At 57.4% G+C, this 13,306-nt stretch carries 9 protein-coding genes; 2 read left to right on the forward strand and 7 right to left on the reverse strand.

What is annotated here, in order from left to right; all coding sequences use genetic code 11:
- Nucleotides 1–359: 359 nt before the first annotated feature.
- From DSL70_RS01855 to DSL70_RS01880, 6 genes are all read right to left on the reverse strand, one after another.
- Nucleotides 360–3,737, reverse strand: a complete 3,378-nt coding sequence (locus DSL70_RS01855; RefSeq protein ID WP_119306175.1) for a transglutaminase family protein — start codon at nt 3,735–3,737, stop codon at nt 360–362.
- Between the two features lie 111 nt (nt 3,738–3,848).
- Complete coding sequence (locus tag DSL70_RS01860) at nt 3,849–4,874, reverse strand: alpha-E domain-containing protein (RefSeq protein WP_119306176.1); 1,026 nt, start codon at nt 4,872–4,874, stop codon at nt 3,849–3,851.
- Nucleotides 4,871–6,292 carry a circularly permuted type 2 ATP-grasp protein gene (locus DSL70_RS01865; protein WP_245418061.1) on the reverse strand — a complete coding sequence of 474 codons (1,422 nt, stop codon included), beginning with the start codon at nt 6,290–6,292 and terminating at the stop codon, nt 4,871–4,873. Before DSL70_RS01865 ends, DSL70_RS01860 begins: the two co-directional genes overlap by 4 nt.
- 465 nt (nt 6,293–6,757) lie before the next feature.
- Nucleotides 6,758–8,224 (reverse strand): sucrose phosphorylase, encoded by a 1,467-nt coding sequence (gene gtfA / locus DSL70_RS01870; RefSeq protein WP_119306178.1) that lies wholly within the window; start codon nt 8,222–8,224, stop codon nt 6,758–6,760.
- Nucleotides 8,225–8,450: 226 nt separating this feature from the next.
- The gene (locus DSL70_RS01875) at nt 8,451–9,266 is read right to left on the reverse strand and encodes a response regulator transcription factor (RefSeq protein WP_119306179.1); all 816 of its coding nucleotides are present in this window, start codon (nt 9,264–9,266) and stop codon (nt 8,451–8,453) included.
- 25 nt (nt 9,267–9,291) lie between these two features.
- Nucleotides 9,292–10,899, reverse strand: coding sequence for a sensor histidine kinase (locus DSL70_RS01880; RefSeq protein WP_119306180.1), 1,608 nt, complete (start codon nt 10,897–10,899; stop codon nt 9,292–9,294).
- Between the two features lie 366 nt (nt 10,900–11,265).
- Between DSL70_RS01880 and DSL70_RS01885 the strand changes: the two genes are divergently transcribed.
- Both DSL70_RS01885 and DSL70_RS01890 read left to right on the forward strand, forming a co-directional pair.
- Nucleotides 11,266–11,751 (forward strand): low molecular weight protein-tyrosine-phosphatase, encoded by a 486-nt coding sequence (locus DSL70_RS01885; protein WP_119306181.1) that lies wholly within the window; start codon nt 11,266–11,268, stop codon nt 11,749–11,751.
- An 88-nt stretch (nt 11,752–11,839) separates the two neighbouring features.
- Complete coding sequence (locus tag DSL70_RS01890; protein ID WP_162916281.1) at nt 11,840–12,553, forward strand: hypothetical protein; 714 nt, start codon at nt 11,840–11,842, stop codon at nt 12,551–12,553.
- An 83-nt stretch (nt 12,554–12,636) separates the two neighbouring features.
- On the opposite strand, the gene thpR is transcribed toward DSL70_RS01890, so the two are convergent.
- Complete coding sequence (gene thpR / locus DSL70_RS01895; RefSeq protein ID WP_245418062.1) at nt 12,637–13,176, reverse strand: RNA 2',3'-cyclic phosphodiesterase; 540 nt, start codon at nt 13,174–13,176, stop codon at nt 12,637–12,639.
- Between the last annotated feature and the right edge of the window lie 130 nt (nt 13,177–13,306).

Here is a 13,306-nt window from a genome sequence, read left to right on the forward strand (position 1 = left end):
TCCTGCGCGGTGCTCCCTGACAGTCTGGCTGTCGGGCTCGCTGCCGGATTTCCTGTCGGGCTTGCTGTCGGATTTTTGGCCGTTTCCAACTTTGTTTTCTCTCCGCGATGCTGGCTTCCTGTGGAACGCTCGTTCTTCTTGTTATTTCGGATTGGCTGCCCGTTTCCAGCTGCAACATTGGAAATGGAGTTACGCTTTTATCATCTGTTGGGTGAAAATACAAAGTCGCAGTTTCGCATTCCATGTCCCTGATGATTGCTCAAAGGTCGATGACTGCCCTGAATGGGGGCTGAAAAAGCACAGGGCAGGAGCTGATGGCTCCCGCCCTGTCGGATCGGTGTCATGCTGGCAACGGAGCGTCACCTGACCGAAGCAAGGCGCAGGTCCAGCGTATAAGGGAATTCGGCGCTGTCCTCCAGCTTGACCGGGTCGGCATAGCCCGGCGTGTGGCCCATCATTTCGAAGCGTGACAGGCGGCGGCTTTCGGCCTCATAGGCGTTGACCGGGAAGACTTCATAGCCGCGACCACCGGGGTGGGCGACATGATAGCGGCAACCGCCCAGCGAGCGCTTGTGCCACTTGTCCATCAAATCGAAGGTCAGCGGTGTGTGGACGCCGATCATCGGATGGAGGCAGGATGGCGGTTGCCAGGCGCGATAGCGGATGCCTGCCACGGCCTCGTCCTGACGTCCGGTCGGATGGAGCGGAACGGCCACCTGGTTGACCGACAGGACGTGGCGCTCGGGATTGAGACCCTTGACCTTGACCTGAACACGCTCGAGGGAGCTGTCGACATAGCGGGCGGTGCCGCCGATGACGCCTTCTTCCCCCAGAACGTTCCATGGCTCCAGTGCCTGCCGCAGCTCGATCTGCACGCCGTCGTAGTTGACCTCGCCATAGCGTGGGAAGCGGAATTCAAAATGCGGCGCGAACCAGCCTTCGTCGAGTTCCAGCCCGTGCAGGGACAGATCCTTCAGGACATCGCGGAAGTCCTCGCGGATATAGTGCGGCAGCATGAAGCGGTCATGCAACTGGGTGCCCCAGCGGACCAGCTTGTTGCGATAGGGCCGTTCCCACATGCGGACAATGATGGCGCGCAGCAACAGCTGCTGGGCCAGCGACATCTGGGCGTGTGGCGGCATTTCAAACGAGCGAAACTCGATGAGGCCAAGGCGTCCGGTCGGACCATCGGGCGAAAACAGCTTGTCGATGCAGATTTCCGCCCGGTGGGTGTTGCCGGTCACGTCGATGAGCAGGTTGCGGAACAGGCGGTCGACCTGCCAGTTCGGAATGAAGCCTTCGCCGGGTAGCGGCACCTGCTTGAGTGCGATTTCCAGCTCGTAGAGATTGTCGTGACGTCCTTCGTCGACGCGCGGGGCCTGAGAGGTCGGACCGATGAAGGTGCCCGAGAAGAGATAGGAAAGGCTCGGGTGATTCTGCCAGTAGGTGACAAGACTTGCCACCAGATCGGGGCGTCTGAGGAAGGGGCTGTCTGACGGAGTGACGCCGCCGAGCACAATATGGTTGCCGCCACCGGTGCCGGTGTGGCGGCCATCGAGCATGAATTTCTCTGTGCCGAGGCGGGCCAGACGGGCCTCTTCATAGAGGATCTGGGTGATCTTGCTGGCTTCCTTCCAGCTTGAGGCCGGCTGGATGTTGACCTCGATGACGCCCGGGTCCGGCGTGACCTTGATGACGTTGAGGCGCGGATCAAACGGCGGTTCATAGCCTTCGATATGCACTGGTTGCCCAACATCCTTGGCAGCGTCCTCAATGGCGGCGACCATGGCGGCATAGTCTTCGGCATTTTGCAGCGGTGGCATGAAGATGCAGAGGTGACCGTCCCGCGGTTCGACCGAAAGGGCCGTGCGGACGTGGCCGGAGACCTCATTCATCGGGATGAAGGTCTGATGCTCGGTCTGGTGCCACTGTATTTCAGGGGCTTCGAGCAGCTTGGCCGGATCGGTTTTCTTCAGCTTCTCACGCGGCGTGAAGGGCTTGCGGCGATCGCGCAACAGCGCTTCCCGTGCCGGAAGAGCCGCATGGGCGGCATGGGGATCCATAGGCATCACATGCGGAAACTGCGTCGGTGGCAGATAGGTCAGTGAGCCGAGTGGCAGACGGAAGCCAACCGGGCTGTCGCCGGGGATGAGGAACAGCTTGTCGCGGCGGAATTTCCAGACCTCGGACATCCATGACCGGCCATAGGCCTGACTGTTCCAGGCCTGAACCGGCAGCACGAAACCGGCAGGGGTGCCGAGGCCCTTGTCGAACACCTTGATGATGCGCGCCCGTTCGGCCGGATCCTCGATCTTGTTGTTGGACGGATCGATATTGACCGGCAGCTTCTGCTCGACCAGCGAGAAATGGGCCGGATCCTCATAGGCGGTCAGCACGCATTTGGGGTCGATCTTGAGCTTCTCGGCCAGCTTGAACATGAAGCGCTGGGCAATTTTGGCGTTGGCCGGGGTTTGCGGGGTTTCCTGATCGATGAGGGCCGGGTCTTCCCAGAGCGGCTCCTCGTCGGCGCGCCAGTAGAGCGAGAAGGCCCAGCGGGGCAGCTGTTCGCCCGGATACCATTTGCCCTGACCGAAATGCAACAGGCCGCCGGGGGCGAACCGGTCGCGCAGGCGGCGAATGAGATTTTCCGCGTAATAGCGCTTGGAAGGACCAACGGCGGCGGTGTTCCACTCGTCGCCCTCATAGTCGTCAATGGACACAAAGGTCGGCTCGCCACCCATGGTCAGGCGGACGTCGCCGTCCTGAAGACGGACATCAACCGCATCGCCAAGGGTGTTGATGGCCTTCCACTGCTCATCGGTGTAGGGCTTGGTTACGCGCGGGCGCTCGAAAATGCGCTGCACGTCCATCTCGAATTCGAATTCCACTTCCGCCTTGTCATGGGCTCCGGTGATGGGGGCGGCCGAGATCGGATGCGGCGTCGCGGCAAGCGGGATGTGGCTTTCGCCGGTCAGAAGGCCCGAGGTCGGGTCAAGGCCGATCCAGCCGGCGCCGGGAATATAGACCTCGGTCCAGGCGTGCAGATCGGTGAAGTCATGGTCCGTGCCTTCCGGCCCTTCAAGCGGCTTCACATCGGGCTTGAGCTGGATGAGATAGCCGGAGGTGAAGCGGGCGGCCAGCCCCAGATGGCGCATGACATGGACCAGCAGCCACGAGCTGTCGCGGCAGGAGCCGGAGCATTTGGTAAGCGTCTCTTCGGGGGACTGGACGCCGGGTTCCATACGGATAAGATAATCGATCTTGCTCTCGATGAGGTGGTTGACCTGCACCAGAAGGTCGACGGTCTTGATGTTCTTGCCCTTGTGGATCGGTTCGATCTCCTTGAGCAGGGCCTCAAGGAGCGGTGACTTCTTGCCCACTTCCAGATAGGGGGCGAGATCCTTCTTTTCGCCTTCGGCATAGGGGAAGGGGTAGTGCTCGGCGCTTTCCTCGATGAAAAAGTCGAACGGGTTTATAACCGACATGTCGGTGACCAGATCGACGGTCACGGCAAAGGACCGGATCTTTTCGGGAAAGACGATGCGGGCCATATAGTTGCCGAACGGATCCTGCTGCCAGTTGATCCAGTGTTCGGCCGGTTCGATCTTCAGGGAATAGGAGAGAATCTGGTTGCGCGTGTGGGGTGCCGGTCGCAGGCGGATGACTTGCGCACCCATGCCGGTGGGACGGTCATAGATATATTTGGTCTTGTGCGTCAGAGCTGCATGAATGGACATAGACTATGTGCCTTTGTTTCAAGCCCCGGATCCCTTTCGGACATCTGCCCATGGACGGATCAGGAAAAGATCAGAATGAAAAGGTTCGGTTGTGCCGGTTCGGGTGCTGCGTCAGGACAAGGTCTGGGACTGTGTCTGTGACTTGGTCTGGTTCTGGCATTCCTCTGCCTCTTTTGACCAGTCTGCATGACCGAAGAATGACTGCCCCAACTGTTTGGTGATTTCCATCAGCCGGTTTTGCACCATGTCATTGAAGCCGTGGAAGCGGAGATGCAGATGCTGATCCTTTGCGGCAGCTTCCAGCTCATACTGCAGCATCTCGACCTCTTCATAGCAGCGGGCAACGCGGCGCAGCTGATAACCCATGTAAAGGTCGTTGAGCATGTCCTGAATCTCGCCGATACAGTGGGTAAGCGAGCGTGGGAAGCTCTGGTTGAACATCAGGAAATTGGCGACTTTCTTCGGGTCCATCCGGCCCGGCCTGTTGCGCTGGAAGGCGTGATAGGCTTCGAAGGAGTGCAGCAGCAGCTTCCAGAATTCCAGATCTGCCACCGTCTCGGTCTGGTCGAGGCCGTTGTAGTTGGCCACCTGGGCAACCTTGACGTCGAGCAGTCGGCTGGTCTGGTCGGCCCGCTCGATCCACAGACCGAGTTGGTAGAAGCGCCAGCCGGCGTCGCGATAATAGGTGCCTTCGGTGACGCCCATGATGGCGTCGCAGGTGCGGGCGATGGATTCGCAGGTGCGTGACAGGCGCGCCGCATCCAGATCGCGGTCGCTAAGGCTCTTCATCTCGTTGTAGGAGACGTTGATATAGGACCACATGGAAACGGAGATCAGCGGCCGCAGCAGACGGGCATTCTCACGCGCCGCCCACAGGCAGGAGAGGATGGAGCTCGGATTTTCGCGGTCCGTGATGTAGAATTTGGCTACCTTCTGGGCGGTCACCTGACCATAGCGCTCGGTGAAACGGTCGGTGTCGACATAGAGGGACAGGATCGAGGCCCAGTTTTCCTGATTGGCGTGATCCTGCCAGAAACCGGCCTGTACATTGAGGATGCGCGCCAGACTTGCGGAGCGTTCGATATAGCGGGCGAACCAGAACAGGGCTTCGGCGTAGCGACTCAACAGCATGCTCATGCGTTGCCTCCGTCATTTGAATTGAATTGGTCCTCGGCAAGCACCCAGGTATCTTTCGTGCCACCCCCTTGCGAGGAGTTGACGATCAGGGAGCCTTCCTTGAGCGCGACGCGGGTGAGGCCGCCGGGCAGGACCCATGTGCCCTTGCCGGTGATGGCAAACGGGCGCAGGTCGACGTGACGCGGCACCAGTCCGGTTTCTCCCAGTGTCGGGCAGACCGACAGGGAGATCATCGGCTGGGCGATGAAATTGCTCGGGTTGGCCAACAGGGCCGCACGGGCTTCATCAAGCTGTTCCCTGGTTGCCTTGGGGCCGATGGTGATGCCGTAGCCACCGGATTCGCCAACCGGCTTGACCACCAGTTCGTCCAGATGGTCGAGAGTATACTGGAGGGCGTCCTTTTCCCGGCAGATATGGGTTTCGACGTTGGACAGGATCGGTTCTTCATCGAGATAGTATTTGATGATGCGCGGCATGTAGGCATAGACCGCCTTGTCGTCGGCGACTCCGGTGCCGAGCGCATTGGCAATGGTCACGTTGCCTTTCAGCATGGCGTTGACGAGGCCTTTGACGCCGAGCATTGAGTCCGGGCGGAACACCTCGGGGTCGAGGAAGGCATCGTCGATGCGGCGATAGATGACGTCAACCCGGCGCGGACCGGCGATGGTCTTCATGTAGACCCTGTCCTCGTCACAGAAGAGGTCACTGCCCTCGACAACGGGCACGCCCATTTCGCGGGCGAGAAAGATATGCTCGAAATAGGCCGAATTGAACATGCCCGGCGACATGACGACCACCTGCGGCTCGTCTTTGTCAATGCAGCCGCTCGGGGCAACTTCGCTCAGTTTGGAGAAGAGGTTGGTGCCATAGTCTGACACCTTGCGCAGCTTGAGGTCGGCCAGAAGGTCCGGGAAGGAGCGTTCCATCAGGTGCCGGTTCTCGACAACATAGGACACGCCAGAGGGTGAGCGCACATTGTCTTCAAGCACCAGAAACTGACCGTTGTCGTCGCGGATGATGTCTGTGCCGGAGATATGGGTATAGACCCCGCAGGCGGGCTGGAAGCCGACCATGACGTCGCGATAGTTGGAATTGCCAAGCACCAGCTCGGCCGGAACGGTGCCGTCGTTCAGGATGTGGCGTTCATTGTAGATGTCATGCAGGAAGGCATTGATGGCGGAGACGCGCTGGATGACGCCCCGGTCGATGGTGTCCCATTCCCGTGCTGTCAGGACCCTTGGTATGATGTCAAAGGGCAGAACACGATCGATCACGTCCTTGTCGCTATAGACCGTGAAGGTGACACCGAGATTGAAAAGCTCCAGATCGGCATCCTTGGACCGGGCCGTGAGATTTTCAAAATCTGCTTCGTCAAACCTTTTCCAGATGTCTTGCAGCTTGGGGCTGCGATTGGACATCTCGCTCGACATTTCGCAAAAAAATGCGCAGGGGTCGTAGTTACTCACGCGATGCACCTTTTTGTTGGCGCTTCAATTGCTCGCGTTGTCTGCTTTTCCGCAGCTATCTGTCTCTGCGGCTTATCTGCCTTATAAGCTGTTGTTGAGTCAGTTCCGATGCGGAAAACCGTCCTTTTGAGCCTGAAACGTACTAAATGAACTTTTACGCCTTAAGAAAAGCAATTTTTGGACCAAGCGTCATAAATTGTGCAAGGGCCTTTCTTTTTAGCATGTTATGCCGTTTCAATGAGGTCTTCCAACCTCTTTAAAACATTTCCAGCCTAAATTTTACCCGAAGTTGTACCGTTGCACATGGCAACTCTGCCTGTACTTTGGGCAACTACTTAAAAAATGCGTGAAATTTGAACAATTGCAAGTCTCAACCGGCTTGGGGCCGGTGAGACTTTGGCAGGGGATGAGAGCTGTTCAGGGCTGAACGGCGAAGCTCGCGGCACCCTTCGGGCCGGTGTGGGAAATGGTTGCTGCCATCTTCGCAAAGTCGACGGACAGCTTGGCCCATTGTCCCTCGGCCTTCCAGATGAGTTCCAGTTCGGAACGGGAAGGCTGAACCAGAGAAAAGGCTCCGTTGAAGGCAGGATGTTCGTTTCGGAAGCGGATCAGTTTTGTAAGCGCCGATACGACCGGGGTGGCGAGGGCCGTCTCCACTTCGCCCTTCTTGAAGTAATGGCGATTGATGTCCCGGCCGACGTCAGTGGCGGCGAGCAGGTCCATGTCATTCCCGGCGGCCAGAAGGCCGACATAATAGACCTGCGGGATGCCGGGTGCAAAGAACTGTACAGCCCGGGCGATCAGATAGTCGGTTTCGCGGCGCCCGATCGCATCGAAATAGGTCGAGTTGACCTGATAGAGGTCGAGATTGGAGGCTCTGGCACCGGTGGCCTGACGGGAGGTGCCGTCTGAGCGCTCGTGCATGGTCTCCACCAGATTGTGGATCGCGTCGGGGGCCAGAAGGCCCGGGCGGCCGTCGGCGTGCGCTCCCACGTCGATGACACCGATGCCGTCATGGGTGTCGAGCACTGTCAGTGCATTGCGCGGGCTGACTTCGAGCCAGCGGGCGAGCGGCGCGGCGTCTGCCGTGAACAGGGCGTGCATGACCAGCGGCGGCAGGGCGAAGTCATAGACCCGGTCGACCTTTTTGGAAATCTCGATCTGGTCTTGGTAGTAGCTATGGATCTCGACCAGCACTTCCATGCCGCGCGCCTTGGCCTTGTGGGTCAGTTCGGCGAGAAAATCATAGGTCTCCGGGATCATGAAGCAGCTGGTGCCCGGCTTCTTGATGGCATAGCCGGCGGCGTCAAGCCGGATGCAGCTGATGCCGGCTTCGGCAAAGCGCGTCAGGATGCTGTCGAGATAGGCTGCGCCCTTCTCGCTGTGCACATTGATGTCGATCTGCTTGGGCGTGAAAGTCGTCCAGATCAGATGTTTGCTGCCATCGCCAAAGGTCATCTGGTTGAATGGAAGCCCCGGTCTTGGGCGGTAGATCGAGGTGAGATCGGCTTCGGTGGCGCCATTGGGAAAGACGGACGCATAGGTCAGGAACATGTCCGCATAGTCGGACTGAGCGCCTTTCTTGAGGAAATCCTGAAAGGCGACGCCGTCTGCCGAAACATGGTTGACGATGAGGTCGGCCATCACGTCAACCGATGTCGACAGGGCGCGCACATCATCCCAGCTGCCAAGGCGTGGGTCGACGACAGTGTGATCCTTGGGATCGAACCCGGCATCGGCTCCGTCATAGGGGTCGAAAAAGGGTAGGGCGTGCACCGTTCCGAACAGCCCTGCCAGCGGGCCGTCGATCATGGTCTTGAGGTTGACAAAGCTTCCTCCGGTGAGCCGGTCGACATAGGTGATGAGCTGAACTTTGTTCTTCATGGCTGCTTCTCCGGAGCCTGATGCTGTTGCGACCAGGAGGGGTTTCGTGGGTAGGGATGTGCGGCCTTGTCTGCCTCACCCGGCCCCCTTCAAAAGGGAAGGGTTGGGCACTGTTGCCGTTCCTGCCCTGTCGCGGTTTCTGACCTGTTGGGTGGGTTTACTATATTTTGCCGGTTGCCGGAAGCAGATATTCGCGCAGGTGTCTTTGCCTGCGTGGGCTGTCCGTTCAGATCTTGTTCTGGGTGGCTTCCAGAATGGTCTTGAAAATGGCGACCGGCGGGAAGGGATAATCAATGGTCTTGCCGATGCCAAGTTCCAGCAGGGCCTCGCGCAGATTGTGGTCGACATTGTCCTTGCACAACAGGATCATCTTGCCACGGCCGTGGGTGGCGCGGGTGTTGATGAGGCCGGTAAGATAATAGTGCACGATCTTGCTGTAGAACAGGAAGACCAGATCATTCTTCTCGATCGCATCCTTACGAACAGCCAGATGCTCTTCGTGGATGAACTCCACCAGACAGCCCAAATCCTGCAAGGCCTGTTCGATCGGCAGGACAAACTTGTGCGAATTGGCCACGAGGGCAACGGACAGGGGCTCGGCCGAATGGTTTTCGCGCAGGGCGTGATAGATGCGCTTTAGCTTGGCCTCGTTGGTCTCCCTGATGCGGTTGACCTGTTCGAGGCGGGCCTTGATGGTGGCTAGCAGCAGATCATAGTCGATGGGTTTGGTGAGATAATCGTCAACGCCCATCTTCTTGCCCACAAGGATGTCCTCCCGCGTGGATTTGGCCGTCAGGAAGACAAAGGGTACCTCGTTGTGCTGCGGCAGCCGCTCGCGCACGAGCTTGAGGGTCGTCGGACCGTCGATCAGCGGCATCATGATGTCGCACAGGATGAGGTCGACCGTCTCGTATTTGAGGATTTCAATTGCTTCCTTGCCGTTGCTGGCCTTCAGCGTCAGGTAGCCAGCATCTTGCAATTCCTCGACGATGTCTTCGAGCAGAAGCGCTTCATCTTCGATGCAAAGAATTTTTTCCGGCATGGGTCTTTCTCCGATATGTCTTCAATCAGGACGCCAATTGATCAGGCTCGGTCTGATTGTCCTTCTGCTCAGGATCGCCACTCTCCGACTCTGCAAGGGCAATGGATGCGGGCAGGAAGATGGTGAAGCAGGATCCTTCCCCGAGTTTGCTTCTGACTTCAATTCTGCCGCCCTGCTCCTTGAGGGCCATCTGGGTGAAATTGAGGCCGATGCCTGTTCCTGCGATGCCGCTGGAATTGGAGGCCCGATAGTATTTGTTGAAGATCTTCGGCACCTCCTCTTCGGGGATGCCGATGCCCTGATCGCAGACCTCGATGGTAATGTGTTTGCCAGTGTTACGGCCAATGACCTTGATGGCGGCTCCTGGTTCGGAATATTTGATCGCGTTGGACAGGATGTTGCTGACACACTGATCGAGCAGATTCTGGTCGAAGCTGGCGTGTTCGGGCAAACCCTTGAGATCCCACTGGATGTTGGCGGTCTCGCCCATCTCCAGGTGAGTCATGCAGAGGCGCTCGACGGTGCTGCGGAAATTCTGCTTCTTGGCTTCCATCTTCAGACCGGCGATTTCCTCGCTCGAGAAATCCATGAAGCGATTGATCAGATATTGCATGCGCTCAACCGAGTCGCGAATGTTGGCGATACGGGTCAGCAGCCGTTCGGTCGGCATGTCCCCGGCCTTGCGTTCGATGCGCTGGGCGTTGCTGTCGATGATGGCGAGCGGCGTCTTGAACTCGTGGGAGGCCATCGAGACAAATTCCCGCTGGGTTTCAGACAGGGAGATCTCTTTCTGCAGCAGCTTGACCAGTTTGTTGGTGTGCTGTTGCAGCTTGCTGGTCTGATCCTTGTAGGTGGAAATGTCCGAGAAGATGGCGATCTTGCCGCCATTGACGGTGGCCGACTGTTCGATGCGATACCAGTGGTCATCGTGCAGCTTCACCTCGTTGCGGTGACGGCCGCGGATCACGTCCTCTTCGCTGAAGTCCTCCGCAGTTGGCAGATCGAAGTCCTTGATCTTGGAAATGGGAGACTGCCGGATCAGGTGGCACTTGAGATTGGGATAGAGATCGAGCATGCGGGTATTTGCCAGCACCAGCCGATCATCCTCGTCAAACAGGATGATGCCATCATCGATGGCGTTGATCGCATTGACGAGCAGGTCGCGGTTGTAGCGCACTTCACGCAGGCTGTTCTCCAGCTTCAGTTCCAACTCATACTGGATTGCCTCCAGCTTGGCCTCGTAGGCGCGCTGTTCGGTGACATCAGTGAAGATGGAAACAAAGATGTTTTCGCAAGCAAACTTGCCCTGCAGGCTGATCACGCGTCCATCCGTCGTTTCATGCTCGATGTCGTGAATGGCTTCCTGCTGCAACATGGTCATGCGCCGCGTGACGATTTCATCGAGGTCGCCGGGGCCGTAGTCGCCGCGTTCAGCCATGAAACTGATCAGATTTCTGAGGGAATTGTTTTTCTGCAGGAGGCTGATCGGAATATCCAGCATCTTGCAGGCGGCGCGATTCATGAAGACGATGTTGAGATTGCTATCGGTGACTGAAATGCCTTGGTCTACCGATTCCATCAAGAATGAAATCAGGTTGTTCTCAATGTTTTCATTGCTGATGAAGTAAGGCATGATACCTCCCGTAGTGATCCTTAGTAATTTATAATATAAATATTAACGAAAGTGGAATTTAATTGTCTCTTTCTTGTTTTTGTTTGGATATTGTTCAATAAATATTTTGTTTACTATGTTTGTCGTGGTTGTTTTTTCAGTATAGGGTGGGACTGTCTTGGTGGTTCGTATGCGCAAGGTGTTGGGTGAAGCGGTTCCAGAGCTCTTAAGACCAGACATTTTCCGTTTTGCTGGCCGATGCCGTATCTGTCAAAAAGTTTCCAAAACTGCCGTTTTTGCAGGTGGAAAGGGCTTGCGACTGCACCTTTAGGCGAATAGGTTGTCTGCTAATGGTTCGGCCAGATCATCGTTTCGCGAGACATCTTCATGCAGCCTGCTCATCCAAAGTCCATTCTGTTCGTTTGCCTTGGCAATATTTGCCGGTCTCCGCTTGCGGAAGGGGTTTTGCGGCAGAAGGTTAAGGAGAATGGCCTTGCGGACCGGTTCCTTCTGGATAGCGCAGGACTGGGCGCCTGGCACATTGGCAGCCGCCCGGATAACCGCACCATCACCGTTGCCCGGCAACATGGCACCGACATTACCGACCTCAGGGCGCGCCGGATTGCACCAGAGGACTTCTATGCCTTCGACCTCATTCTGGCGATGGATCGGGACAACCTGCGCGACATCAGGGCGATGCAGCCACGGGATGGCACGGCGGAAGTGGCGCTCTATCTGGAATATTGCGGTGTCGGGGTGCTGAAGCGCTCCTATGAAGTGCCCGATCCCTATTATGGCGGGGCGGATGCGTTCGAGGATGTCTATCATCTGATCGACAAGGCCAGCGACATTTTATTACAAAAACTTCGTTGAAAAGTCCGCTTGATTTGATCGAGCAGGCTGTGCAGACTGCGCCTTTATGTTTCTGTATATTCGAAATTACATACATATGGAGAAGGTCATGTCTCGTTTCTTCCGCCCGGTCCTCGCCGCTTCTGTGCTTCTGTGCATGACTTCGGGGGCATTTGCCGATTTCGATTCCGACGTTGCCAAGGCCTATGCGCCTTACCGGGTTGCCCTGTTCAAGAGCAACCAGAAGGATGCCGAGGGAGCCAAACAGGCGATTGCCAAGTTCCAGTCGATCTGGAATGGCACCATTATCAAGACCTACACGGATGTTCCGGCCCGTTATGCCGGTGAGGCCAAATGGTCTGAAACTCTCGCCACCATCGGTTCCATTGCCGACAAGGCGGCCGACGCCACGGCGAAAGGCGATGTGCTGGAGGCTCACGATGTGCTGGAAGCCATTCGCGGCGAACTTGACGATCTGCGTGATCGCAACGGTGTCATGGTGTTCAGCAGCTATGTGAATGCCTATCATGCCTCGATGGAACCCGTTCTCCTGACCAAGGTGAGTGTCGAGGGCTGGTCTGACGCGGTGCGGGGCGATCTGTTCGAGAAGGTCGGAGTGCTGCGCTACGTGGCCGATAATCTTGCTCGCCATGCCCCTGCGGACCTGATGGCCAACGATGAGTTCAAGGGGCAGCTCAAGGACCTGAACGCTTCGGTCGAGGGGCTCAGCTCGGCTTTGAAGAGCAATGATCCTGCCGCTGTGGTCGAAGCGATGAAGAAGCTGAAGCCAGCCTATTCGAAGCTGTTCGTCAAGTTCGGTTAGGCGGCAGTGACGGCGGGTCGGTCGCCGACCCGCATCCCAGCCAGAAAGAGCAAAGGGCCGAACAAGCGGCCCTTTTTTAAAATCTACAGAAGGTCGAAGGTTTCTTCGATCACATAGGGCCCTCCGCCGACGCTGTCGCGGGATGAATAGAGCACAAAGCGCGGAACCCTGAACTGTTCGGTCTGGAAGCCGCCGCGCAGGGCCAGATAGTTGGCAACGTCGATCGGTTCCGCCGTCTTCTTGAGGCGCGCCAGCGTGACATGGGGCGTGTAGTCATGCTTGTCCGACCGGAGGCCAAGTTTGCGCATGCGCCGTTCCAGCTCCTGATGCAGGAGCCCCAGATCCTCGTTATTCTGGACCGCGGCAAACACCGAATGGGGCTTTCTGGCACCGAACGAGCCAAAGCCCTTGAGAGAAAGCGTGAACTCGGGGCACTGGATCTGGGACATCTGGAAGACGATTTCGTTGGCAAGCGAATAGTCGACATCCCCCATGAAGCGCAGGGTAATGTGATAATTTGCTTCATCGATCCAGCGCGCACCATAAAGGCCGCCTCTTTGCAGGGACAACATGGTCGTGATGGGTTGGGGGATTTCCAGGCCGGCAAACAAACGTGGCATCATTTCGCTCCCGTGTTGGACGAGGGGCTGGACATTTCTGTCGCGGCTGGATCTGGTGATCCATTGTTACCGTCGAAATGAATTCGGCCAAAGCAATTGTTAGATCAGTGTCGAATCACTTCGGAGCGGCTGC

The organism is Cohaesibacter haloalkalitolerans (assembly GCF_003574655.1).
GTDB classification, from domain to species: Bacteria; Pseudomonadota; Alphaproteobacteria; order Rhizobiales; family Cohaesibacteraceae; genus Cohaesibacter; species Cohaesibacter haloalkalitolerans.

Excerpts from the sequence above, each read along its gene's own strand:
- DSL70_RS01855 (WP_119306175.1), bottom strand. The coding sequence starts at position 3,737 with ATGTCCATTCATGCAGCTCTGACGCACAAGACCAAATATATCTATGAC.
- DSL70_RS01860 (WP_119306176.1), bottom strand. The coding sequence starts at position 4,874 with ATGAGCATGCTGTTGAGTCGCTACGCCGAAGCCCTGTTCTGGTTCGCC.
- DSL70_RS01865 (WP_245418061.1), bottom strand. The coding sequence starts at position 6,292 with ATGTCCAATCGCAGCCCCAAGCTGCAAGACATCTGGAAAAGGTTTGAC.
- gtfA (WP_119306178.1), bottom strand. The coding sequence starts at position 8,224 with ATGAAGAACAAAGTTCAGCTCATCACCTATGTCGACCGGCTCACCGGA.
- DSL70_RS01875 (WP_119306179.1), bottom strand. The coding sequence starts at position 9,266 with ATGCCGGAAAAAATTCTTTGCATCGAAGATGAAGCGCTTCTGCTCGAA.
- DSL70_RS01880 (WP_119306180.1), bottom strand. The coding sequence starts at position 10,899 with ATGCCTTACTTCATCAGCAATGAAAACATTGAGAACAACCTGATTTCA.
- DSL70_RS01885 (WP_119306181.1), top strand. The coding sequence starts at position 11,266 with ATGCAGCCTGCTCATCCAAAGTCCATTCTGTTCGTTTGCCTTGGCAAT.
- DSL70_RS01890 (WP_162916281.1), top strand. The coding sequence starts at position 11,840 with ATGTCTCGTTTCTTCCGCCCGGTCCTCGCCGCTTCTGTGCTTCTGTGC.
- thpR (WP_245418062.1), bottom strand. The coding sequence starts at position 13,176 with ATGATGCCACGTTTGTTTGCCGGCCTGGAAATCCCCCAACCCATCACG.